Source organism: bacterium, assembly GCA_030649025.1.
Classification (GTDB): domain Bacteria; phylum Patescibacteriota; class Minisyncoccia; order JAUYLV01; family JAUYLV01; genus JAUSGO01.
Genome location: JAUSGO010000039.1, coordinates 1 through 24,253 on the forward strand (window position 1 = coordinate 1; position 24,253 = coordinate 24,253).

Sequence of the window (24,253 nt, forward strand, 5' to 3'; positions counted from 1 at the left end):
GCTTGCACAGTCCCGGCGGTGCGCTTATTGAGATTGTGTTCCTTTGGCTCGCCATCCTTGCCACGATCATCGCTTTTGCAAAAATCTCCAAACCGGCCGCGCGGCTTCTGGTGCCCTACATTCTTTGGGTCAGTTTTGCCGCATACTTGAACTATGCCATTTGGGCGTTAAATTGACACGTGGCCGCAAGGAGTCCGTTTCGGTTAAGCAAAAAAACTCCTGCGTCTGAGTCTTTTTGTTTTCTTTCGCGGGCGGCATCCCTGCTTTCAATGACTGGAATCCGCCCGGGAGACCGAGGGGGCCAGCCATCTTAATCCCCCTCCCCGGGGCTTTTTTGTTTCCCATCCGCAAAATCCGTTGTTCAAGCGTGGCCGGGGGTTTACGAATTGGAGTCAGGTACCATTTCTCGAGAGCTAAAATCTTTCTAAAATAGTTCTAAAGTAATTCTCAAGACTCCCTCGCGGGCTGTTTTAGTTTCTGCTATACTTGGAACAAGTAAAAAGGAATAGTTCATATGAAAAAAATTCTTTTGTCGGTAGGCATTCTTTTAGCCGTTGCGGCGGTTCTTTGGTTGTTATTTTCCCGCTTCAATGACGGCGGTTTGAGCATTGCATCCGCGGACGGATCGGCAACGCTCTACTTGCCGGAAGGCGCGCTGCCTGAAGACGTCTCGCCTGCGGATGTCTCGATCGCCAAGGAGGAAGTTGAAAATTTCTTTGTGAGCGGGAATGGCATGCCGCAAAAAGTGACTGCCTATAAGCTGTCACCGGACGGCCTTGAATTGAAGAAGCCGGCCACGATCACGCTGCTTTCGCGAAGTCTGCAGCAGGCAAAGGGAGCCTTCGCGGTTCCGCTGATGTTCCATAAATCGAAGGACGCAGTCGAGGTCGTAGCGGATACATCGGTCGCTCTAAAAGAGGACGGGACGCTCGCCCTTTCTGGCCGCATATCACATTTCAGCTGGATTCTCGATTCCGGCGGGCAATATCCTGTTTTCTACGCGAGTCTGGAACCGTATTCGGTGGACGTGGCCGTCGGTGAGACTGTTCGCGTGAAAGTGACGGTTTCGCACCTCGTTAAGGACAATTTTGGCAATAACGGCTCGCCCGTGTTCAATGTCGCGCCGGGCACAACCTGGCGGGTTAATTCGGACGGCAAAGAGCATTATCTCACCGAGATCAGCAATTCCTTTCGGCCGAGCCGGATGGATATTCCTGCGGGGGAATTTCCTCAGACGCAGACGGAATACGTTCTTGAGCAGGATATGACCTGCGCAAAGCAGGCGCATACCACGCTCATCGGACGCGGCGGTTTCCTCATTGAATATACGCCGCAGCGGACTATCCCGTATTTCTACCAGGATCCGGACGGGACGCGCCGGGATCTGGTGGAAGTCCTGCCGCGTGCGCGGGTGAACCTTAGCGACGTGTTCCAGTCTTATCTTTATGATTGCGGACGGATTCCGCCGGTGGCTACGGTCACGCCGACGCCGACTCCGCGCCGGGACGTTTCTTCGGGCAGTAAAATCGACGTGGTCGAATACCAGGGCAAGCAGCTGCTCGAGTATAGTTTGACTTCGATGGCTGCACATCCCGGATGCGATGAGAGTCATTGGCACGCAAACGATATTGGAGCGGCAAAGACCATTGCGGGCGAAGCGGTTCCGGATACGGATGTGAATGGTTGCGGCTTCGGTACGATGTCGTCCCATCCCATGATTCGGGTTCCGGATACCCGGCCGCGTTGAGCGGTCTCCAAAAAATACCCGCATCCAAAAAATGCCCGCAAAGGGTATTTTTTGTTTCCCATCCGCAAAATCCGTTGTCCGGACAGGAGCAGAGGGGGGTAGAGTATGGGGAACGGACACCAACCCCAACCCCCTCCCCACCAAACACATCCTTACAAACTGGAGTTTGTAAGGATGACAACCTCAAGTCTCAAGACATCAACAGCAAGCAAAAGGAACAGGGGAAGCCCGATGGGCCGCAGAAGGAGCAAGCTGGCGCGCCGACCCCCGCAGTTCCGCAGGAGCAACCCGCATCCGGCCCGGGAGAATGTGGATAACCCCCTTGCGCTAATTCGGGGAATGTAATATATTTATTACGTAAGAAATATATTACATTTAATCACCCTTTCTATGCTTGGCAAACCCGAATGGTTCAAAATGCGCAAATACGGCGGCTGGGGCATAATGCCCCGGACGTGGCAGGGCTGGGTGTATATCCTGGGCATGCTGGCGCCATTGTTCATTATTAACAATCTTCCGTTCCTCGACGACCGGACGCAGCTAGCGGCCTTTGCCGTCTGGGCGGCCGTATTTGCAGCCGACGCGTTCGACATCATGATACGTATGCCGAAAGACGAACGGGAACGGCAGCATGAAGCGTTCGCGGAGCGGAACGCCATGTGGGCCATGGTCATCGTCCTTACCGCTGGCGTCGCCTTCCGTGTCGCCCAAGGGATTGCGATGCACCAATTTGCCGTCGACCCCATCATCCTTATCGCGCTTTTTTGCGGACTTGCGGCAAAAGCGATAACCAACATCTACCTGGACAGGCATAACTAGATATGAAAACGCACATTGAACAGTTCAGAAAAAAACTCGGGCTTACCCAGGAGGAACTTGCGCGCCGCGTCGGCGTAGCCAGACAAACGATCATCGCGCTTGAGCAGGGAAAATATAATCCTTCGCTTGGACTCGCGCATGCCCTGACGCGGACCCTTAAGCAACGGTATATCGAGGATGTATTTGTTCCCGATTGAATATACCGGCGCCTTTTCCATTTCATCCGGATATTTTCCGGAGCAACGGCGGAAACGGCGTCAGGTACGCTTTTTTTGAGAGATGAAAATTTTTTAAAATAGTTCTAAGATTCTTTCCAATACTCTCTTTGCCGGGGGATTTTTATTTCTATCGCCAGAAGATCCCCAAAAACCTTTACGGGGGCTGACCGGAGTGGTTGCTGGCCCGTAACGGCCAGCCACCTAGGGCAGCGACCGAGACGGGTCAATGCCACGAAAAAAATCGCCTAGTCAAGGCGATTTTTTTGTTGCGGTTCGAACCCAAGACCCGTCAATAAAAACGGCCTAACCGCAATTGTTTTATCCGTGGCATATCGGTCTGATCTCCTGTAAGATGCATATACACTATTAAATCAAAGGTCGGGTCCAGCATATCATAACTAATCACCATATCTCCGTGAAAAATAAACTTATCATAGTAATCGCCGCGGTTGTCATTCTTGCCGTATTCATTGCTGTTCGACAGAACGGGAATCGGGCGCCGCAAACCGCCGAGGCTCCTGTTGCAACACAGACGCCGTCGGTTGCGCCGTCCACAGCACTGGCTTCGGGCAATGTTAATGACATCACCAACGAGCTGCTGCAAAATTCTACCGCAGAAGCTGACAACTTTAATACGGAAATCGGCGACAAGACAACACTTAGTGCGGACGCTCAGGAGATTGGGAACGTAGGCCAAACCTATGATGAAAATTCACTTTAAGAATGCCGCCAAAGGACTTATAGCCTCGGCGATGCTGCCCGGCCTTCTCTACCCCGTCGCAATGTTCGCGCAGGGTCAGGCTGCGGCACAGAAAGGATTTTGTGCCGTGCTTCCCAATTTCACTTCGCAGACCGAAGGAAATTTTGTCGATCGCATGGCAAAACTGGAAGCGAAACGCGCCGAGCGCGAGCAGAATCTTGCGACCCAAAGAAGCGAACGCGACACGCGGCTTAGCGAGAATCGCGCTGCGTGGGAGACCCGCTTCCAGGAGCACTACGCGAAACTTGAGGCGAACGCCAAGGACGATGCCCAGAAGCAGGCGATTATCGTCTTCCAGCGGGCAGTGAATGCGGCCGTACGCGCAAGACAGGCTGCATTCGATGCGGCCAAAGACGCTTTCCGCCAGGCATTAGACCAGGCAATCGCCACTCGCAAAACCGGCATAGATGCGGCGGTAACCGCTTTTAAGAACGCACGAACGGTCGCGTTGGCCAAGGCGACGGCCGATTGCGCAAGCAATGTGGCTCCGCAGACGGTACGCCAGAACTTGCAAGCGGCCTTAAAAGCTGCGCGCGAGAAATTCCAAACCGACCGGCAGGCCGTGGAGAAGAAGGGAGAAGCTCTCGAGTCCCTGATCGATGCCAGGAAAGCAGCGGTAAAAAAGGCCCAGGACGATTTCAAGACCGCCATTGAAAAAGCCCGAGATGCGCTAAAAGTCGTACTTGGCGCGTCGACTTCCCCGCAACCATCCCCGTCCGAATAAGCTTTTCTGATCACGAACAAAATACCCGCCTATCTAGGCGGGTATTTTGTCGAGAGATATAAATTTATCGGATCTTCCGATGCCGCGTTGTTCTGCTCTGGCCGATGCGTTCCACTTTCTTGAGACGCATCCAAGTAGGATGAACATCAGCAAGAGCTGGTGTTTTTCCTTTTATAACGCGGTTATTTTTAAGTTCTAGCCTTCGATTATCGGCGCAAACAGTGGCAAGAGCACTTTTTATGATGAGGTACGGTTCGTACGCCTGAATGTTGAGTTTTTGGTCGGTCGGGAGGACATAATGTCACTACCCACAAATAACGATAAATACATATTGACAAACGATAAACCATAGATTAAGCTGTTGGTATTACTAACCAAGAATCACCTATGAAAAAAAGCTCACCAATATTTCTACAGGTGGTCATTGTGCTCATCGGAATGGTGGCGCTTGCGGTCATGATCCGGTTTCCCTTGACCGAGGGAAGGGCCGTAAACTTAGACCTGTTCAGTATTTACTCCGATCCGTTCATCGTGTATGGGTACCTCGCGTCCATCCCATTTTTTATTGCGCTGTATCAAGCGTTTAAATTACTCGGATACATCGGGCAAAATGAAGTATTCTCATTAAGCTCCGTGAAAGCTTTAAGGACTATCAAATATTGCGCGATCATATTAAGCGCCTCAATTATAATGGCGGTACTGTACATAATGACATCTCATAATAAAGACGACGATCCGGCGGGCTTTATTGCCATGGGCATTGTGACTACTTTTATTTCTATCGTAATCGCCACCGCGGCGGCTGTTTTCGAAAAACTTTTACAAAACGCGGTAAACATAAAATCAGAAAATGATCTGACGGTTTAACCCCGTCAAATAATTTTAAATCAACAAAATAATATGTATTTTGTATACATTTTACAGTCTGAAAAAGATAAAAACTCTATACCGGTTACACAAAAGATTTAAAATTAAGATTTGAGCAGCATCAAAAAGGACTAGTCGAGTCCACAAAAAACAGAAGACCGTTAAAGCTAATTTACTATGAAGCCTGTCTTAACCAGCAAGATGCAACGCATAGAGAGAAATATTTAAAACGAGCTTACGGGAAAAAGTTTTTAAAAAGTAGGCTCAAATCTTATTTGATGGGGTAAATTTATGAAACAAGCATCAACATTATTTTTGAAGATAATCCTGATCGTAGCGGGTTGTAGCGTACTGGCTTTTTGCATTTTTGCGATACCTGCAATAAGTAAGGGGGTGGGAGCAGAATGGCCGGAGCTATCTTATTTGAAATATCCTATCTTAATCCTCGGGTATATGACGGCGATTCCGTTTTTCATTGCGCTTTATCAGGCTTTTAAGCTTTTAACCTATATCGATAAAAATACAGCTTTCTCGGCAGTTTCGGTAAAAGCTCTTAGGTACATAAAATATTGCGGAGTTACAATGAGTATTTTGTATCTGGCCAGTATGCCGATCTTATTTCAAATCGCGGATGCGGATGACGCTCCGGGTGTCGTAGGATTCGGAATGCTTTTTGCCGTGGCTCCGCTTGTAGTCTCTGTCTTTGCCGCCGTGCTCCAAAAGCTTCTTCAGAATGCAATTGACATAAAATTAGAAAATGATCTGGTAGTTTAAAAAGAACTTATATGAGTATAATAATCAACATTGATGTAATGCTGGCCAAGAGAAAAATGAGCGTTACCGAGCTTGCCGAGAAAGTCGGCATCACGATGGCGAATATTTCTATCTTGAAGAATGGAAAGGCAAAAGCGATCAGGCTATCAACGCTGGAGGCGATTTGTAAAGCGTTGGAATGTCAGCCGGGAGATATTTTGGAATATAAAAAATAATAAACAAATCAACATTGAAAACGTGTGTAATATAGTTATATGAGCATTTCAAGGACAAAATTTGTTATCTTCTTCCTTATTTCTGGGTTCGCCTTTCTTTTTATTACTACTTCACTTTTGGGTTCCACTGGCCCCCGAGGATTCCCTAAACACCCAGACTCTTTTCTGGGAACGGCGTCGCCAATAGCCTGGAAGAATGCCGTATCAACAATTATATTACCTATAAAAATTGTTTTAATAGGACCTTTGTTGCTTTCTACCGATTTTTTGCGGGATGATCCGCCACCCCCGTTTATTGGTATCTATCTCCTTTTCTACTGGACGATTCTTGCTTCAATCATTCATTATCTCCTCGGCAAATTTAAACACTCTTAACTCATTATTGAATGCTCTTTGGCCCACTCGATAATATAAGTTCGTACAGCCAATAATCCTCGGAGCAAACACGTGCCAAGTTTGGCGTCAGGGGTGCTTGCGGCACCCGGGCGATCGAGACACCCCGGGCACTTATGCTAAGTCAGGTGACCGGGTGCCGTTTGAATCCTTTTGCGGCAAATCTCCGAGCTCGGAAAGGACTATGCTAATTCGCACGAAACAAACAGAGAAACTGGTCGGATACATGCCCTCGCAGGCTATTTTTGTTTATACGAGAACATAGTTAAAGGCATACATATAACATATGAAATATCCGCAGCCCATCTGTTGTAGTATACTAGTGTCGCCATGACCGAAGACCTGGGCATACGGGATGAGGATATAGCTCTACGGGTACAAAGGGGCGACATTGAGTCGTTCGGGCTTTTGGTGTCGCGGTACGAAGTAAAAATGACCAAATATGCCCGAAAATTCCTTTTCAACGCGAACGACGCCAAGGACTTGGTCCAGGAAGTGTTTTTAAAAACATATATCAACATTCAAAGCTTTGACCCGTCGAGGAAATTCTCTTCCTGGTTATACCGCATCGCGCACAACGAATATATAAATGCAGTAAAAAAGCGCGGCAAAGAACCAGTTTTCTTTTTCGATCTTGATGTTTTTCTGCCGCATGCCGCCTCGCCACACACGACGGAAAGCGAAGCGATGAGACAGGAACTTAAACGAAGCCTCGAGGAGCACCTGGGAGCGCTTGGTCTCAAGTATCGCGAAGTGCTGGTGCTCTATTACCTGGAAGACATGGATTACCGGGAAATTTCAGAAATTCTCCAAATTCCGGTCTCCACCGTTGGCGTGCGGCTCGCCCGGGGCAAAGACCTGTTGAGAAAATCGATAACTAAAGCGGATTCACGCGTATGAACGAAGAAAATAAAAAACCCATTCAAGAAGAGGTGCTGGCGGCCATTAAAAGCGGCCTGGTTCATATGCGCCCACGATGGCATTTTGCGCTCCGCGCCGCGCTCGGCGCTCTTGGCGGCGTTATTTTGTTTCTGGCGCTTTTATACTTGATAAGTTTTATTTTCTTTGCGTTGCGGCAGACCGGCGCATGGTTTGTGCCGGTGTTCGGGTTCAGGGCTCTCTATGCCGCGCTCCGCGCCATACCCTGGCTTTTGGTCCTGCTTTCTTTGGGCTTTATTGCGGTGCTTGAAATACTGGTGCGGCGTTATGCTTTCGCCTACCGCCGGCCGCTGCTCTATTCACTTGCGGTAATCTCGGCCGTGGTTATTTTCGGCGGAGTAGTGGTGGCGGAAACCTCGGTGCATCACCGACTGTTTAGGCGCTCGGCAGAGAACCGGTTTCCGGTCGGAAGTAAATTTTACCGCATGTACGGTACGCCGCGTTTGCAAAATATCCACGAAGGCACGATCGCGGAAATTACGCCGGAGGGTTTCGGATTAAAAACCCAACGGGGCGAGAGTTTGCGGATATTGGTTACGCCCCAAACCCGCTTTCCCCTGGGTACGGACTTTGCGGAAGATGATACGGTGGTGGTATTTGGCGAAAGACAGGATGGCGCAGTTATGGCCAAGGGGATACGTAAAATAGACGATACGTTCGAACATTCGCGCCGTCCCGGTCCGCGCATGCATTTTCGCGTGCCGCTTCCGGATACGAGATAAATAATCGGTCTTGGTTTACGCTTATTAACGTATTATTCGCTATGTTCAACTCCATAAAATTATTCGCGGTCGGGCATAAATTGATCTCCGGCCTGGTTATTTTGGGACTTGTGGGCGGGGGCTGGTGGGCCTACGCCAAATTCGGCGGTGAGACGGCACAGACGCGTTATGTGCTCGCGGCCGCGACCAAGAGCACTATAATTTCGGCCATTTCGGGGACCGGCCAGGTTGCCTCGAACGACCAGACGGATCTTAAATCGAAGGCGTCGGGCGAAATAGTATCGCTCCGCATGGCCAACGGGCAAGCGGTAAAAGCGGGCGACCTCTTGGCGCAAATAGATACGAAGGATGCCTTAAAGGCGGTGCGGGATGCGGAGACCTCTCTTGAGACGGCGCGTCTTTCGCTCGAAAAGCTTTTGGAGCCGCCGGATGCGCTCGCGCTTCTGCAATCGCGGAATTCGCTGGCGCAGGCGAAGGAAGCGAAAAAAAGCCACGAGGACGATCTGAAAAAATCGTATGACGACGGCTTCACCGATGTAGCGAACGCCTTTCTCAACCTGCCTGCCACGATGACGGGGCTGGAGAGCATACTTTTTGGATACGTCATTAACGGCTACCAGTGGAACGTGGACGCGTATGCGGATCTGGTAAAACAGTATGATGAGCGCATCATTATCTATCGCAATGACGCGATGGCCGCGCAGGAGGCTGCGCGCGCCGCATTCGATAAAAACATGGCGTCGTATAAGGCATCCGGCCGCGACTCGAGCACGACGGAGATAGAGGCGCTGCTGGCGGAAACATATGCAACCTCGAAAGCGTTGGCGGAGGCGGTAAAGGATGCATCGAACCTGGTGGATTTTGTAAACGATATTTTAACCACTCGCAATCTCAAAGTGCCGACGACTCTTGCCGTGCACAGATCGAGTCTCTCGGGTTATACCGGAACATTGAACGGCAATCTCTCCACGCTTCTCGGCCAAATTGCGGCCATTGCCGACGCCAAGAGCGCGTTGGTGAACGACGATCGCTCGATAGAAGAAAAAACGCAATCGCTTGCGAAACTGGAAAAAGGCCCGGATGCGCTCGATATCCGTTCGCAGCAAATAACCGTACAGCAAAGGCAAAATACGCTGACGGATGCACGCCTGGCCCTTGCGGACTATGCCATCCGCGCGCCGTTCGACGGCATTATCGCCTCGGTGAAAGCGAAGAAGGGAGACTCGGCAAGCCCCGGCACGATTCTCGCAACGCTTCTTGGCAACGGGCAGATGGCCGAAATTACGTTGAACGAAGTGGACGTGGCGAATATCAAGACGGAACAGAAGGCCACGCTCACCTTCGATGCTATCGAGGATATTTCGCTTACGGGCCGGGTAGCGGATATCGATACGCTGGGCACCGTGAGCCAGGGCGTGGTCAATTACACGGTCAAGATCGTGTTCGATACTAAAAATGACCGCATCAAATCGGGCATGTCGGTTTCGGCCGCGATCGTGACGGGTGCCAAGCCCGACGTGTTGGCAGTACCGAATGCCGCAGTCAAAACCCAGAACGGCCAAAGCTACGTGGAAATTTTGGATACGCCCATCCGTTCGACCGGCAATTCGTTCACTTCTGCGGCTTCGCCCACGCGCGTAAACGTGGGGACGGGCATGGCTTCGGATACGCTGACGGAAATAACCGAGGGACTTAACGAGGGTGACATGATAATTACGCAAACCATAGCGGCTTCGGCTTCCGGGGCCGCGGCGGCACAGACGGGACTTCGCATTCCGGGATTTGGCGGCGGAAGCGGAGGAGGAGCATTTCGGAGGTAACATCGGCTAGGTATATATAATGAAAACGGTTTTATTCGCCATAGCGTTCATTGCGGTCGCCGGAACGATTACGGTGGGGGCGTTTCAGGGCCGGAACTTTTAAATTTTTGGAAATCGTTTTGCCATCATCCACATGATCGAGATCAACAACATTTTTAAAACGTATAAGAGCGGGAATGCGGAAGTGAACGCCCTCCAAGATGTTTCTTTTACCATCCGCGACGGGGAATTTGTAGCGATCATGGGGCCTTCGGGGTCGGGCAAATCGACCCTGATGCATATTTTGGGCTGCCTCGATACGCCTACTTCCGGGCGCTACTTACTCGACGGCAAAGATGTATCGAAATTTTCGGAAGATGAACTGGCTGCGATACGCAAAAATAAAATTGGCTTCGTGTTTCAGGCGTTCAACCTTTTGCCGCGGGCCACGGTACTCCGTAACGTGTCTTTGCCGCTGACGTATGCGGGTATTTCGCGCAAGGAACGCAGGGTGCGCGCTATCTCGGCTCTCGCGGCAGCCGGCATGGACAAGGACCACTACAGCCATCTTTCGAACCAGCTCTCGGGAGGACAGATGCAGCGCGTGGCTATTGCGCGCGCTTTGGTAAATAACCCTTCGCTTATTTTGGCGGACGAACCCACGGGCAACCTCGACACGAAAACCGGCGAAATCGTGCTCGGCACGTTTAAAAAACTTAACGATGAGGGGCACACGGTGATTCTTATCACCCACGAGGCCGAGGTGGCGCACCACGCCAAGCGCATCCTGCACATACGGGACGGCGCGATCGCCAAGGCATAATTATGCTGATTCAAGATCTGTTCGAAGAAATATATTGGTCGCTGTCCGGCAACAAAGTCCGTTCGTTTTTGACTATACTGGGCATTGTTATCGGCATTGGCTCGGTAGTGGCGCTAAACGCCATCGGCAAGGGTGCTGAGGCAGGTATTCAGGCGTCCATTCAGTCATCCGGATCGAACCTTATTTTGGTCACGCCCGGCGCGGCGCGGGGCGTGGGTACGCAGGTAAACGCGGGGCGCGGCTCGGCGCAAACACTCACCCAAAAAGACGCGGACGAAATTGCGGCCCAAATTTCTTTAGCGAAGGCGGTGGCGCCCGAAAACTCCCGGCGGTACCAAGTTACGGCCAAGGGTTTGAATACCAATACCCAAGTTATCGGCACGGTCCCCGCGTATCCGGGCGTGCGCAAAGTGGAAATTGGTCTGGGTACGTTTATTTCCGACCAGGACGTGGCTAAATACAACAAGGTGGCCGTGCTCGGCCCCACCGCGCGGGACGACCTTTTCGGCGTGGACGGTGAAGCGATCGGCCAGACCATCCGCATCAATAAAATAACGTTCAAAGTGATCGGCATTACCCAAGCAAAGGGCGGCTCGGGCTTTAACAATCCGGATACGAATATTTTCATTCCTCTCTCGACCGCACAGCGGTTTTTGGCAGGCGATGCGTTTGTAACCACCATCAGCGTGGAAGCCGTCGACCAAAGCGCCATGACCCAGGTGCAGCAGGATATTACGGCTTTGCTTTTGGAGCGACATAAAATTTCCGACCCGGCCTTGGCGGATTTCAGCGTGCTCAACCAACAGGACATTGTCGCGGCGGCTTCTACCATCACCAACACCTTTACCACGTTGCTTGCCGCCATTGCGGGCATTTCGCTTCTCGTCGGCGGTATCGGCATTATGAATATGATGCTGACCACCGTTACCGAGCGCACGCGCGAGATCGGTTTGCGCAAAGCCATTGGGGCCTCTCGCGGCGACATCAATTCCCAGTTTTTGCTCGAAGCGATCGTACTGACCTTTGCGGGCGGGCTCATTGGCATCGCCTTCGGCTGGATATTGGGGTTGGTGGCTACGTATACGGTAGGCATCGCGGCGCAAGTTTCGGCCGGCTCCATACTTCTGGCATTCGGCGTCTCCGCTTCCATTGGCATTATTTTCGGATATTATCCGGCGCGACGCGCGTCATTATTAAATCCCATAGAAGCATTGCGCTATGAATGAGGTTTATCAATTAAATAGATTTTTATGAAAAATCTAATTATTGCGGTTGTGGCGGCAGCGGCGATCTCGGGCGCGGCTTCGTTCTTCGGCGGCATGAAGTATGCGCAAAGTAAAAATTCCGGCGGGTTTGACCGGGCGGCATTCCAAAATATGTCGGCGGAAGAGAGGCAGCAGATGTTTGCGCAGCGCGGCGGCGGCACCAGCGGCGGGCGGCTGCGCGGCACGGGACAAAATGGCGGCGGATTTATGGGCGGAGAAATCCTTTCCCGAGACGATAAAAGCCTTACGATAAAATTGCGGGATGGCGAATCGAAGATCGTATTTTACTCCGACTCGTCCGAGATAAGCCAATTTGTAAGCGGAGACAGCGCGGACCTGGAAGTAGGCAAAACCGTCACGATAAACGGCACGCCGAACGCCGACGGCAGCATTACCGCCCAGTCCATTCAAATACGGCCGCAACCATCGCCAAATCCAAGTCCGTAAACACGAGCATCTGAAAATAGGGGTATCTCTTTTTACGAAAGCAGAACATGGTCACAGCACACTACGAACCCGCTCGGAAATCCATAATAAAACACGGGCCAAACATCCCGACACGGAAGAATTGGGGACGGGTCCGGAGCGACCGAGGAGGACACCGAGCATCAAGTATGTGAATATCTGAAAATGAGTGATCCTTTGCGGGTTCCGGCGACAGGTAGTTATGGGGACTGGGTCTGGATTAAAAATGAGCCCAAAACGGCCAAAAGAGCTTAGTATTCCTGGTAGTCCCGCGCGCATGACAAAGGATATCTTTGTATGTAGTGCGATAAAAAGGACTCCGAATTTTCATTGTTCAACAACTCTGCACTCGCAAGGCGAACCGGCGGACAGATCGCTGCCGGTAGGCTGACAAGAAACAATTTCAACCTTGGCGCTTTTAGAGATCAAGCTGTCCAGCAGCATGACATCATTGCCGTATTTTGGGTCTTGATATCCGAGCCTGACGGTAACCCCCAGGGATGATATGGGAAAGCTTTCAGGGCTTCTCGCACTGGTTCCCGCAGGCAAAGCGAATTTCCATTCCGACGGATCGCCAGAAACCCGTTGATATACGGAACAAGAAGTTCCGGCGGTCCAGCACGGAAGCGATTTGGTCCATGCGCGGGGCCTGCTCGGGAACCCGCTACCGGTCAAATTAAGCACCGAGTCAATCGGCCCGCTGACCGTAACCGCAAACTCGATATCGATGGGAACGCCAAGAAATATGCCTCCTCCTCCGGAGGAGGATTTCGGGGGCCAAGCATAGCCCGGCTCCACGGAACATCTTGCCGAATCGAAAGTTATGTTTTGCCGGTCTCCCGGCGGAGCGCTGGATTGTTGCGGCGTATCCGCCGGAAGTGTTGAGCGTATAAGGCGCAACTTCGTTCCTAACGGAACGCCTACCAACGCGCTGACTTTAGAATCGTTTACGGTAAATATCAGTGCGCCATTTTCCATGGCCCAGCCCGAAGGACCGCTGTCATCGGTGAACACATAGCTATCGGCGGTGAACGAAGAGCAATGAGGCCCCGAGATTCTCGCGCCGTTCTCGAATACGTAACTACAGGATTGACTGCCCTGGATGACGTTGTAATTTTCGGTGCTCGCCGGCGTACTCCGTATGTCGTATTGATTGGTCGATTGGTCCCATATCGCAATCTGTACCAGTTTCCAAGTGCCTTGTAATTCGGCCGGATTACCCGCGGATTGTGTGGACGGAACCGGTTCCCGGGTAATGACAATGGTCGGTTCCTGGGCAACAGAAATTTTTTGCGGAGGAGCTGTTGTGCGGGGAGTCGAGGGAGCCGCCGCCATCTGCGTTTCCGAAAGGACGGTTTTGCTGACGTAACCGGACACGTCCTTCCCGGTATCGGTATCGGTGTAAGAGATCTGCATCCACTCCGGAACTTCTTCCAAAGAACCGTAGTAAGAGCTGATAGTTGAATTTTGACCCAATGTTCCGACCACGGCACAGGACGTTGACTCGCAAGAACGGACGTTGGCGGCGCTGAATTTTACATAAAAGACCTTCTGAACTTCCTCCCGGTCTCCCGGCTCCCATTCCGGTTCCGGTTCAAATTCACCGGATGTATTTTTTCCCGGCTCCCGGTTTATAAAAGACGCCGCTGCCGAAAGGACGAGAGAACCCGCTATGAAATAGATGAAGAACTTGAGGTAGTTGTGGCCGGATTTCGGACCCTGCGTCTGCGCAACCTTCTCCTCAATCTCTTTTATTTCTGCCTTTGCTGAACGATGCCGCCGCCACGCTCCCAGGGCGAAAAGGAAAACTATTCCCACGAGCGCGCCCAGAAGCACGATAAAAAGGTGCGCCTTTATTCGCGATACTCCCCAGGAATAATCACCGCTCTCCAGGAAAAAGACGAAGACGGGAACCCAAATGAACCTCTGCAATATAACGAATGCCAGGACCGAGACAACAATCCCGTACACCGCATCTTTTTTTGGGAACCGGAGCCATCTCATTGCCTCCATGATACCAAAACCCGAAAGATGGTACAATTATTCTAGGAGCGGATCTGGAAGAGTTGGGTGTTTTTTGGCAAGCGGTTATGCTTTTTCTTGCTCTCCGCAAAGCGGTATTATGAAGTAGGGAGAAGCGTGTAAGACAATCCCCATTCGTAGATTATGAAAAAAGCCTTTGTCATTATCAGCGTTTCGGTTGTTCTGCTCCTTGCCGGCTACTTGCTGTACCGTTATTTCTTCTACACCTGTTGCGCTCTGCCGCCCAGATCTTCGCCGACTGTTTCAGACGAGCAAAGCGGTGATCCGATGTTGGATGACCCGGATTTGTTATATGCCAAGCGCGCTCTCATCGGCCTTTGCCGCACCAAGTCGGGGAACGGAGGCAGTTGCCACTTCAACACGTATTTGTACAAGTCGGGCAAATTAGTTACAGAATCGGGCGAGTTGGCTATGTTGGAGGAGGGCGGCGAAAAAGCAACCGCCTACCCCACTGTCCAAAAGGAACTGGATAAAGATCTGATGGATAGAATCACCAAGCAAATCCGAGACTCCGGAATTATGGAAAAATCATGCCAAGCCGAGATGGTCACGGACTATTATGTGCATTACCTTATTAACCTGGACGGCGTAAAAAAAGAAGTTACATTTCCCGGCTGTGAATCAGAATTCAGAGAAATAGACGCGCTGATCGACGCGGCCGCGGACGCACAACCATAAAAAAACTTCATCCCATTTTAAAAATCCTGCTCATTTTGGCGATTTTGATCGCATTGGCCTATATAGTGACTCCCGGAGACAGCGAGATTATTTTGAAAAGGCCGTGGTTTAAGTGAGGGACATAGCATAAAAATATGAGGGCCAATGAAATAAAAATACACATCGTCGGCTTGTCGGCCATCGTTGCGATTTTTTCCGCGGCCGGCTTTGCGTATGCCCAAGCGCCGCCCATTATCGGCGTATGCCGTTACGGCTGTGAAGAGCCTTCCTGCCCGGCAGACAAATACTATAGTAACGGGAAATGCTATTGCAACGGCGGTTACTGGGACCTTAACGGTTCGTGCGTGCCTCCCGACCAATGGTGCCGCGCAACCTATGGAGAAAATTTTGTCGAAGTGGACGGAGGGTGCAATTGTATCGCCGGTTATTGGAAACTTGACGGTTCGTGCGTGACCCCCGACCAATGGTGCCGCTCGAAATACGGCAGCAATATTCACGCGGAAAACGATAAATGTTCTTGTGATGCCGGCTACACGTTCATCAACAACGCCTGTGTAAACAAAGATTGGGCATGCCGCTTGAAATACGGCAATAATTCCTACGAAGAGGGCGGAAGATGCTATTGCGGAACCGGCTATACAATGCTCAACGAAACCTGCGTAACGAACGATCAGGCGTGCCGTTCGAAATATGGCGGCGCATACGCGGCCAACGACGGCAAATGTTACTGTTTATCCGGGTACGTTTTCAACGCAAACAAGTTCTGCGTGCCATCCTCAATACAAACAACCGCGCTCCCTTCCGCAAAACCCACCTCATTGCCCCGAATAACTCCGGGACCCCTGCCGACGAAAACCGCCAAACCGTCGGAGGAGCCAAAACTGCAGTTATCCCGCGAAGAACTGCGGGCGCTTATCGGCATACGGAAATGGGTGAATGAGGCAGAAAATAATTGGACGGAATTGGAAGAAATGACCTATTGGGCTTCGGCAAGGATCGGGAAGTCAACCTTAAGCGATCTGCTGCGCAGAGCCGGGACCAAGCGCGACAAAGCCGACAGCGCGTTTTCTAAAGCCGCAAAAGAGAAAAAGTTACAAGACCCGGAAGTACTCGAAGAAATACGGAACATGTACCTCGATTCCTGGCTCGACAACCCGCAGGATAAAAAAACGGCCATGATGCTGGCGATGCTTGAGCGGGAAAAAGGCAACACGGACTCGGCGGACGCATACGAGAAGATGGCATATTGGAACTTGAGAAAACAGGAACGCCTCGCGTTTGAAGAGCTGGTAGACAAGGAGAGGAATACAGAGCCCCTTCGGGACCGGCTCTTGAAGACAGAAGCGGATCGGACGCTATGGGAGAAACAGCTACAGGAGTCGTCTGTTGCCAGTCAGGTCCGGAGAAATGTTGACGATGCCATGGAGCAGGCGAAAGAGACGGCCAAGAACGCCTGCCGGAAAATTGACATGTGCGATTGGGCGTGGATGAAGAAGGTGGAAACCACGATGATGGCGGAAAAATATTCCACGCGAGTCGGAGAGATCCTGCATAATCCCATTAAAACCGTTATCGGGGTTGATAAGGGAGCCTTTAAATAAGCGGCCCATGGAGGACAAGATACAACAAATTAAAAAGCGCGCGCGAAGATGCGCGCTCGCCGGTCTGGTTTCGCTTGCCACGATCCTGCTTTTCGCCGGAGGAGACCTTCGAATTCCCCAAGATTCGCCCACGTGGGCCACGCTGGTCCTTAGCGTGCTTTTGGGGCTGACCCTTGGCTTTAGTTTTGCGGCTGTCATACTATTTTTCTCCCAGCTCGTGATGCGGTTTCGTGCGCGGAAAGGGGGTATTGCGGAGTTGAAGCCATTGGAAGCGATTACCGGCGCTCCGGCAGGCGGCAAGCGGTGGAAAAAAATCCTCATCCGTATTGTCATCGGCTGGTTCGCGCTCGGCGCGGCGGTATCCATCGGTTCCTCCATTTACACCGCATACGTCCCCAAGAGCTGCGAAACCGCAGAATGTTTTATCGAGGCCGCCAATCGCTGCCGATGGGTTGAGTATGACCACCTCGACAAGGGATTCACGTTTTGGCGTTATAGCGCTCCCGCGGGCTGTGGCCGTTTCGAAAAGACCGCGGCAATCATCGGCAGTGGCGAACCTGCATGGATGAAAGAATTTTTAGAAGACAAGAGCTTGTCCTGCACGTACACGCGCGGGGAGTTTAATGAACAGTGGGTCACCAGCCTGGTCTTCGGGCTGGAAGACTGCCAAGGGGAACTGAAGGAGGCAATCGGCCAGTTGTTGTTTTTGACCCAGTAAACCCGTAAACGGTTTGGCGTATGGACGATAACGGCAAGGAACATGAGCAGGGAAGGCCGGATGCGTTGCTGAAAGAGCAAGCTGGCGAGTCAAACTAGATATATAGAGGCCAAGCAACCTTATCCACATTCGGAGAATTTTCTTCGGATGTTTTGATTTGTAATTGCCGCACGAATGGCATCCCGCGTTTCCAGGCGGCGTAGACGAGATGGATCAACTTGCGCTCCAAAGACCCTGAGCTTCTCCGGCGGAGAATTTACCTGGCAATAAACCCCTCATCCGGCTTACGAAAACATAACCCGTTTATGCGGGTTATGTTTGTAGTGGCGGAGCACTCTCTGAACCCGACAAAAAACCGCGAAGGATATCGCGGCATGTTACCCCGCACTTAAAGTTGCTGTGCGGAGCGCTTTCCTGCATACGCTGGATATAGAACTTGTCAAAACAAGTATTCCGACAGATAATCTTCTCCGAGGATCTAAGCGACTTTAAGTGCGGGGTTTCGTTTTGTTGCTCCGACAAGGCCATCGGAGACAAAACTTCATTCTTCAGGCGGGGCTCCGCTTTTTTCATTCGGAAAATAGGTGCGTTTTATACATACCAGATATTCGCAGGCTCATGTAAACTAAAAAGCATGCCAATGCTCGTTCTGCGAGAGGGCGGGATGAAATAATTCCAATTATGTATTATCTACTCTTAATAACAATCGGCCTATGCCTTGTATATGTGTTATTTTATTTTTTGTTTCCCCTATTTTTTAAAAATACCGCAGTATCTTTAAATCGCAGGTCCCTGCATTCGATCATTTACATAATTATATGCAGCTTTCTGGTATACGCCGCCAGCATCAGGATCGCAGATCAGGAATTGAGCAACCGGATCCTCCACGTCTTCGGAGGGGGATTTCTGTCGTTCTTGATCTGCTTTTTTGCCGTCAAAGACAGCAAATTGTCTATCGGCAGGTTCCAGTTTTTTCTGTTTAGTTTTCTTGTAGTAATCTCCCTCGGCGTGGTTAATGAGATTCTGGAGTTTTTCTTGCAGAATTATATGCACTTTACTTTTGCTCCAAACATCAACGATACCTGGCTGGACCTCATGAGCAATGCGGTCGGTGCCCTGCTGGCCGCCGCATGTTTGACGCCCTTTATCAAAAGAATGGTTTAGTATTGTTTGTTTCAAAATTAATCATCCACCAAAAGTCCTGCGCCAGCGGGACTTTTTTGTTTTGGCACTTGCGTTTGAGGGAAATCTTATCCACCGTCCCCATTGTTTAAGGGTATAAAATATGGTATTATATGTATACGTGAAGAAGAATTTTGTTATTGCGTTTCCGGCAAGCCTAAGCCCCTGTTCTTGAGACAACAGGGTGTTTTTTCGCATCTAATTATTGCGTTTGTGAAAAAAGCAAAGGTAATAAAATTAATTATCATACTAGGCGGCATATTGCTGGTCGCGGCCGCTTTCTTGCTCTGGGGAGCGTACTTATATCTGAACGAGGCGCAGGACAGGTTTAAGGACAATGACAAAATTGTGGAAATGGAGCGAAGGAACGCGGAGCTGAAAGAACAGGAGGAGAAAGCGGCATGCGCACAAAAGGGCGGAGAATGGACGCGGGTAGATCTGGCGGGCGACAAAATTTGTAATATGCCGACCACTGATGGCGGCAAGGCCTGTACCGATCGTTCCGAGTGCCAGGGCGCGTGCGTAGGAGAGCACGCTTCCGGCGACACTTCCGGCGACACTTCCGGCAAGTGCAGCGGTTATATATGGGTGAATTGCGTCAATCAAATTATCAAGGGAAAATCGCAAGGCCTGCTGTGCGCTGACTAAAAGTTTTTTGGCAAAATTATTAGTAATCAAAACAGTATGGATATCTCAAAAATGAAAAAGATAGCCCTGTATCTGCTTTTGGGGGTCGGAGCGATAGTGTTCGTCTTTGTGGGAAATTTCTACGCAACGCCGAAATACGAATCGCCTGGAAGCTCAAGCAATCTGGGAATTGACGATAGCGTTTTCGGGGGATCGTATGCGACTCCTTCATTCGAGCGGGGAGATTTTGCGCCTGCACCCATGATGAACGCGGGGTCTTCGGCCAAGAGCGGGGCAAGTCAGACGGCAAACCCATCCGCTCTGGCGGATAGGAAAGTGGTGAAAGTGGGCGCGCTTGCGGTTCTGGTGAAAAAGACGGAAGAGGCGGCGGAGAAGGTCAAATCTATTGCCGGGGCGCTCGGCGGATTCGTGGATGGCGCGAACATTTATAACGTCTCGGAAACCTCCAAGGAGGGGACCGTTACCATTCGGGTCCCGGCCGACAAGTTTGACGATGCGATGCAAAAGCTTAAGGAGATAGCGATAAAGGTGGACAAAGAAGAAATAGGCGCCGCCGATGTCACCGAACAGTTTGTGGATATGGAAGCGCGGCTCAAAAATCTTAAGGCCGAAGAAGCGCAGTATTTGAAAGTGTTGAGCGAGGCCCGCAAGGTAGAGGATATCTTGAGCGTTTCGGAGCGTTTATTCGCTACGCGCGGCAACATTGAGCGCCTTGAAGGACAACTGAAGTATCTGTCCAGCCAAATAGCCATGTCCTCCATTACCGTTTCGCTTACCGAAGAAGCGGATGTGCAGTTGTTCGGCATCCGCTGGCGGCCGCTGTTTGCGCTTAAGCAGGGATTCCGGAACATGTTGAGCGGCCTTACCGGCTACATTGACGCGATGATAGCTTTCCTATTCGTACTGCCGGAGCTTGTGTTGTGGCTTATGACGTTCGTCGCGGGGGTGTGGGTGGCATGGAGGGCGTTCCGCTTCGTGAAGAGGAAATTCTTTACTCCCGCCGTCTAGCCGTTCTAAAAGATACAAAAATCTATGAAGAAAATTTTTCCTATCATTCTCGCTCTGGGCGTTCTCGCCGCGTTCCATATTGGCCTGGCTCAAGCGGCAACAGTTGAAATCAAAGCTAACGGCGCCATGAGTGCGATTACTGTGCCGTATTATAGTAACGTTACTCTTTCTTGGAGTGCCTCCAACTTATTAGGTACTGCTATAGGGCCATCCGGCGAGCCGGGTTGCGCAGGCGATTGGGGTGAGCGTATTCCAAATGTTTGGTATCCACCCGGCCCAATCTGGATCAGCAAAGAAAACAGTGGCCAACAACTTTTCGAAGGCATGACAGCGACGAAAACATTTACTATCATGTGTCCCAGTGATGGGAGCTCGGTACAAAGCTCCGTAACAGTTACCGTTCAACCCGACCCCAACCCCCTCAAAGTAGACCTTACGATAAACGGCAATGACGTAAAGCCAGGATACACCTACACTCTGCCCTGGAATGGGGGTCCAGAGATCGGACAGTTTGAAGACCTGAAGTTTGTCTGGGAAGCGAATAATCCTGACGCGACATGTAGTCTTGGCGGCGCCGGATACCCCGATCTTTCCAGATTCGGTTTTCCTGGCACAGCGAGCGGAGAATGGTCTATTTCCTCACTCAAACTTGTCCGGGACGGACATAGTACTGATCGGTCATCGCAAAAAATCGTGGGGGGAACTTGGATCATCACGTGCACCGGTCGCGGCGAAACGGCGACGGACCAAATCAGGGTTGTGACCGCTCTCCCGCCAAAAGTCATTCGGAGCATTGAACTAAAAGCGAACGGCCAGAGCGGGACGGTGACTGTGCCGCGCGGCACCGATGTCCTCCTCACATGGACCGCCACCAATCTTTTCTCGGATACGCGATGCCTCGCGAGCGGCGATTGGTCGGGATACAAGACCAGCCACGGAAGCAGTGGGCAAGAATTCACGCACCCGCTGTATGCGAACAAGGTCTATACAATTAAATGCGACGTCTCCTCCAATACATTTAGCGATGTGAAGAACGCGGATACCGTCACCATTTATGTGGCCACGGATTGGGACGCACTACTGACCAAATATTCTTCCGGTTGGGATGCGCAAGGTTCCACTTGGGGCTATATCACCGACAGCGGCGTGACGCAGTGGTATAGAAAAGAGGGGTCGCAATGGGTGAAAAAATCGAGTGCAGCAGAAGCAAAAACCCCATATACAGAGCCATCCCCCGCGGCAAAAGCCGTCTGCGACGACATCGCCCAATCCATCGTGAATGCCGCCGGCGGATGCAGTAACGTTGACAAAGCCGCATATCAGAATGTCTATAGCGCTTGCTGTGCGGTGATAACCAAGACAACTCTTTTGCAGTTGCTCAACAATGCTCTTGCTGACGGCAAATTGGACAAGTCGGAAAAATCGTCCTTACTGGATGCGTTAAATACCTATCTATCCAAATAATTATTTATGACATACTCACGTATATCGCTGTTTGCATCGTGCTTACTGGTTTTCTTGTCCCCACCTGTTGTTGCCGCAACATACCCCGATACGTGCCCCAAAGAAGGGCAGGCCATTGTTGAGGCCGTTGGCGGATGCGCGGCTATCAGTTGTAGCGAATTCGAGGCCATTTGCGCCGAATGCTGTACTGCCGGGGATGCTACGTCTTCTCCTTCGCCATCCGTCACTTTTATTCTCGCGACATCAATATTATTTTGGGGAGGAATCGGTTATCTCATCTACAGATTGATAAAACGGATAAAAAGGAAAAAAGCGGAAAAGATAGCGGGAACGCCGACCGAGAGTAAAGACATTAAGAAGCCAGAGTAACATTCTCTAAAAACCACCCCGCCAAGGCGGGGTGGTTTTGTTTTTCTCTGTTCACAGAAATTGCTTTGCCTATTGTTGTGCATTTCTTAAAAGGTTGCGCTCTATCATGTCGTTGTCCTTCGGGGTTTCCATTGTAAAATAGAGGAGGAGCCGAAAGGCCCCGATAGCCAGCAAAATAATCGCTATGACCGTACACGCTATCCACAAAATCACTTTTTTTACGTTCATATGCTTACTAAGTTAGTTGTTCCCCTCCCGGATAAGTAACCGTATGCTGCCGTTCCCGCCCGTGATGTCGAATACTTTGATCTGATATTTGTCGATGGTAACCGTCTCTGACGCATGCACCGTCACCACTTTGTCTTCTTCGCTTTTTCCGCGGACAAAGAGCCATAATCTCGCCGTTCCGTCCTTCGGGTTGCTCTCCATGCCGATCCCCAAGTCCTTATATTCCACCCGGCACCCTCCACAAACAGTATACGCTCTGGCAGTATCGTATATTGTAAAGTACAAATACAATGGGACAAATAAAATAGGAAAGCCGATCAAAATAATCTTCCACACGAGCCATTTTTTATTCTTGGGTATATTTCTTCTCCAGACATACAGCGCGCTCGAAATGAAGACAATAAGAGCTGATATTTGGCTGATACTGATCGGGCCTTCCTTGCGGAACGTAGGACGGGCCATGGCATCCGGAATGGGGCCGCAATCATTTGTTTTCCGGTTGTAGTATGTATCGGCGCCTACGCAATTTTCAGGAAGCGAGGGAGCGGGAAAATTTTCGCACCAATCCGTTTCAGGGCTTTGCCCCGGCTGGCACACTGTCCGCGCCGGCGTTAAGGCAAAAGCCGCCCGAGCAAAAAAAGCGGTTATGAGAATAAAAGCGAGCGTCAGCATCATTCCCTCTATCCAAAAAATTATTTTTTTCTTAGCCATATATTTTCAGTCTATACAAACACTTCCCGGCTTTCCATTGTGAAAGAAGGCATGACATCCCGAAGCGATCCTCCACTCGCTGCATTTGCCGGAAGTCAGATTAATCCCCTGATATTCCCCGATACACGGGCCTTGGCATTGAGAAGAATCGGTACATGTCTTTCCGGCATCCGATGTCTGCATATTGCAATATTCTTTCTGGTGGATAGGGGTCATCCTTCCCCATACCCCGCCAGCTTCCAGGCACGCTTCTTGAGTTTCGGGAAGTTTTGGTAAGCCGGTTTTGGCGTCGGGCGTAACCGGTTTCTCTGTGATTGTCGGATCATCAGCAAGCTTCCAGGTAGCGTCTTCTAGCAAAAACACGTCGAACTCTATTCGTTCATCACCCGCAAATCCCAGAACGTGTTCTTTGAACAGCAATTTACCGGTTGCAATTACTTTTTTTCCCAGTAAATCATCCGGCCAGGATTTTAGGTTATTAACAAAAATGGTATTGCCGTCTACAGAGATTACGGCACCAGTAGGAGCATTATCTGCAATACCCATCCATTGTGAAACTTTTCCGATCGAACTTTCTAAATCCCGCAAAGTTGTATCATGCGCCCATCTCATGATCGTCTCATGACTGATATCTACTCCCGGTTGTTCTTCGCTGTCCGCCGTTCCTTTAAAAAGCGTAACCAAAACTACGGTCAATATAATAAGAGCAATTATCGCGACAACTACAGTAAATATTCTTATGTTCTTTAGTATAAATTCAATGGGCCGGAAATACATTTGTAGAGATTTTCTTGGCCTGGCCAGAAAATAGATGAATAATCCAAGAATAAGGAATGCAACAGCGCTAATGGCAAAGCGCGCGATGTCATCAGCTGCTACCGCCGGTGTAAGGGCAAAAGCTGGTGGAGCAAGAAGGGCGGTTATGAGAATGGCGCCGGGGACCGCCAGTAAAATCACTTTTTTTACGTTCATATGCTTACTAAGTTAGTTGTTCCTCTTTAAATTATACTACGCCCGGAGCTTCCCGCCTAATGCGCAGTACATTCCTTTGTACTGGTAAATATAGTATATTG

27 protein-coding genes and 1 pseudogene are annotated in these 24,253 nt (G+C 50.6%); 23 read left to right on the top strand and 5 right to left on the bottom strand.

Annotation, left to right across the window (positions count from 1 at the left end; translation table 11 throughout):
* From Q7S09_05805 to Q7S09_05880, 16 genes and pseudogenes are all read left to right on the top strand, one after another.
* Positions 1-176 (top strand): TspO/MBR family protein (locus tag Q7S09_05805; GenBank protein ID MDO8558660.1); only part of this gene is annotated, 176 nt, incomplete at its 5' end.
* Positions 177-514: 338 nt separating this feature from the next.
* Positions 515-1,747: a hypothetical protein gene (locus Q7S09_05810; protein ID MDO8558661.1), complete on the top strand. Its 1,233-nt coding sequence runs from the start codon at positions 515-517 to the stop codon at positions 1,745-1,747.
* A gap of 390 nt (positions 1,748-2,137) precedes the next feature.
* Entirely contained in the window at positions 2,138-2,566 is a 429-nt protein-coding gene (locus Q7S09_05815; GenBank protein ID MDO8558662.1) for a hypothetical protein, read from the top strand.
* Positions 2,567-2,568: 2 nt separating this feature from the next.
* Positions 2,569-2,763: a helix-turn-helix transcriptional regulator gene (locus tag Q7S09_05820; GenBank protein ID MDO8558663.1), complete on the top strand. Its 195-nt coding sequence runs from the start codon at positions 2,569-2,571 to the stop codon at positions 2,761-2,763.
* A gap of 436 nt (positions 2,764-3,199) precedes the next feature.
* A complete protein-coding gene (locus Q7S09_05825; GenBank protein ID MDO8558664.1) occupies positions 3,200-3,505 on the top strand; it encodes a hypothetical protein in 306 nt (101 codons plus the stop codon).
* Positions 3,486-4,268 (top strand): hypothetical protein, encoded by a 783-nt coding sequence (locus Q7S09_05830; GenBank protein MDO8558665.1) that lies wholly within the window; start codon positions 3,486-3,488, stop codon positions 4,266-4,268. Before Q7S09_05825 ends, Q7S09_05830 begins: the two co-directional genes overlap by 20 nt.
* A 387-nt stretch (positions 4,269-4,655) precedes the next feature.
* A complete protein-coding gene (locus tag Q7S09_05835) occupies positions 4,656-5,135 on the top strand; it encodes a DUF2975 domain-containing protein (protein MDO8558666.1) in 480 nt (159 codons plus the stop codon).
* A 33-nt stretch (positions 5,136-5,168) separates the two neighbouring features.
* A pseudogene (locus Q7S09_05840) lies at positions 5,169-5,422 on the top strand (GIY-YIG nuclease family protein).
* Between the two features lie 4 nt (positions 5,423-5,426).
* Positions 5,427-5,909, top strand: a complete 483-nt coding sequence (locus tag Q7S09_05845) for a DUF2975 domain-containing protein (GenBank protein MDO8558667.1) — start codon at positions 5,427-5,429, stop codon at positions 5,907-5,909.
* Between the two features lie 11 nt (positions 5,910-5,920).
* On the top strand, positions 5,921-6,124 hold the full coding sequence (locus tag Q7S09_05850) for a helix-turn-helix transcriptional regulator (GenBank protein MDO8558668.1): 204 nt from the start codon (positions 5,921-5,923) through the stop codon (positions 6,122-6,124).
* A gap of 723 nt (positions 6,125-6,847) precedes the next feature.
* Positions 6,848-7,417: a sigma-70 family RNA polymerase sigma factor gene (locus Q7S09_05855; protein ID MDO8558669.1), complete on the top strand. Its 570-nt coding sequence runs from the start codon at positions 6,848-6,850 to the stop codon at positions 7,415-7,417.
* Positions 7,414-8,178: a hypothetical protein gene (locus Q7S09_05860; protein ID MDO8558670.1), complete on the top strand. Its 765-nt coding sequence runs from the start codon at positions 7,414-7,416 to the stop codon at positions 8,176-8,178. Before Q7S09_05855 ends, Q7S09_05860 begins: the two co-directional genes overlap by 4 nt.
* Positions 8,179-8,219: 41 nt before the next feature.
* Positions 8,220-9,998, top strand: a complete 1,779-nt coding sequence (locus Q7S09_05865; protein ID MDO8558671.1) for an efflux RND transporter periplasmic adaptor subunit — start codon at positions 8,220-8,222, stop codon at positions 9,996-9,998.
* Positions 9,999-10,131: 133 nt separating this feature from the next.
* Complete coding sequence (locus Q7S09_05870; protein MDO8558672.1) at positions 10,132-10,800, top strand: ABC transporter ATP-binding protein; 669 nt, start codon at positions 10,132-10,134, stop codon at positions 10,798-10,800.
* A 2-nt stretch (positions 10,801-10,802) separates the two neighbouring features.
* A complete protein-coding gene (locus tag Q7S09_05875) occupies positions 10,803-12,026 on the top strand; it encodes an ABC transporter permease (GenBank protein ID MDO8558673.1) in 1,224 nt (407 codons plus the stop codon).
* Between the two features lie 24 nt (positions 12,027-12,050).
* Complete coding sequence (locus Q7S09_05880) at positions 12,051-12,512, top strand: DUF5666 domain-containing protein (protein ID MDO8558674.1); 462 nt, start codon at positions 12,051-12,053, stop codon at positions 12,510-12,512.
* Between the two features lie 345 nt (positions 12,513-12,857).
* On the opposite strand, the gene Q7S09_05885 is transcribed toward Q7S09_05880, so the two are convergent.
* Positions 12,858-14,543 carry a hypothetical protein gene (locus Q7S09_05885; GenBank protein MDO8558675.1) on the bottom strand — a complete coding sequence of 562 codons (1,686 nt, stop codon included), beginning with the start codon at positions 14,541-14,543 and terminating at the stop codon, positions 12,858-12,860.
* 153 nt (positions 14,544-14,696) lie between these two features.
* On the opposite strand from Q7S09_05885, the gene Q7S09_05890 reads away from it, so the two are divergent.
* The 3 genes from Q7S09_05890 to Q7S09_05900 all read left to right on the top strand — a co-directional run bounded on the left by Q7S09_05890 (position 14,697) and on the right by Q7S09_05900 (position 17,570).
* Positions 14,697-15,251: a hypothetical protein gene (locus tag Q7S09_05890; protein ID MDO8558676.1), complete on the top strand. Its 555-nt coding sequence runs from the start codon at positions 14,697-14,699 to the stop codon at positions 15,249-15,251.
* Between the two features lie 134 nt (positions 15,252-15,385).
* The gene (locus Q7S09_05895) at positions 15,386-16,852 is read left to right on the top strand and encodes a hypothetical protein (GenBank protein MDO8558677.1); all 1,467 of its coding nucleotides are present in this window, start codon (positions 15,386-15,388) and stop codon (positions 16,850-16,852) included.
* Positions 16,853-16,859: 7 nt separating this feature from the next.
* Positions 16,860-17,570 (top strand): hypothetical protein, encoded by a 711-nt coding sequence (locus Q7S09_05900; GenBank protein ID MDO8558678.1) that lies wholly within the window; start codon positions 16,860-16,862, stop codon positions 17,568-17,570.
* A gap of 777 nt (positions 17,571-18,347) precedes the next feature.
* Here the strand turns inward: Q7S09_05900 and Q7S09_05905 are convergent.
* A complete protein-coding gene (locus Q7S09_05905; protein MDO8558679.1) occupies positions 18,348-18,749 on the bottom strand; it encodes a hypothetical protein in 402 nt (133 codons plus the stop codon).
* 216 nt (positions 18,750-18,965) lie between these two features.
* Between Q7S09_05905 and Q7S09_05910 the strand changes: the two genes are divergently transcribed.
* The 4 genes from Q7S09_05910 to Q7S09_05925 are packed head-to-tail and all read left to right on the top strand — an operon-like array spanning position 18,966 to position 22,241.
* A complete protein-coding gene (locus Q7S09_05910; GenBank protein ID MDO8558680.1) occupies positions 18,966-19,400 on the top strand; it encodes a hypothetical protein in 435 nt (144 codons plus the stop codon).
* A 36-nt stretch (positions 19,401-19,436) separates the two neighbouring features.
* Positions 19,437-20,408 (top strand): DUF4349 domain-containing protein, encoded by a 972-nt coding sequence (locus tag Q7S09_05915; GenBank protein ID MDO8558681.1) that lies wholly within the window; start codon positions 19,437-19,439, stop codon positions 20,406-20,408.
* Positions 20,409-20,432: 24 nt separating this feature from the next.
* On the top strand, positions 20,433-21,872 hold the full coding sequence (locus tag Q7S09_05920; protein MDO8558682.1) for a hypothetical protein: 1,440 nt from the start codon (positions 20,433-20,435) through the stop codon (positions 21,870-21,872).
* A 6-nt stretch (positions 21,873-21,878) separates the two neighbouring features.
* Positions 21,879-22,241: a hypothetical protein gene (locus Q7S09_05925; GenBank protein ID MDO8558683.1), complete on the top strand. Its 363-nt coding sequence runs from the start codon at positions 21,879-21,881 to the stop codon at positions 22,239-22,241.
* Positions 22,242-22,310: 69 nt separating this feature from the next.
* On the opposite strand, the gene Q7S09_05930 is transcribed toward Q7S09_05925, so the two are convergent.
* The 3 genes from Q7S09_05930 to Q7S09_05940 are packed head-to-tail and all read right to left on the bottom strand — an operon-like array spanning position 22,311 to position 24,152.
* On the bottom strand, positions 22,311-22,469 hold the full coding sequence (locus Q7S09_05930; GenBank protein ID MDO8558684.1) for a hypothetical protein: 159 nt from the start codon (positions 22,467-22,469) through the stop codon (positions 22,311-22,313).
* A 12-nt stretch (positions 22,470-22,481) separates the two neighbouring features.
* Positions 22,482-23,180: a hypothetical protein gene (locus Q7S09_05935; GenBank protein MDO8558685.1), complete on the bottom strand. Its 699-nt coding sequence runs from the start codon at positions 23,178-23,180 to the stop codon at positions 22,482-22,484.
* A 6-nt stretch (positions 23,181-23,186) separates the two neighbouring features.
* Positions 23,187-24,152, bottom strand: a complete 966-nt coding sequence (locus tag Q7S09_05940) for a hypothetical protein (protein ID MDO8558686.1) — start codon at positions 24,150-24,152, stop codon at positions 23,187-23,189.
* Positions 24,153-24,253: the final 101 nt, after the last annotated feature.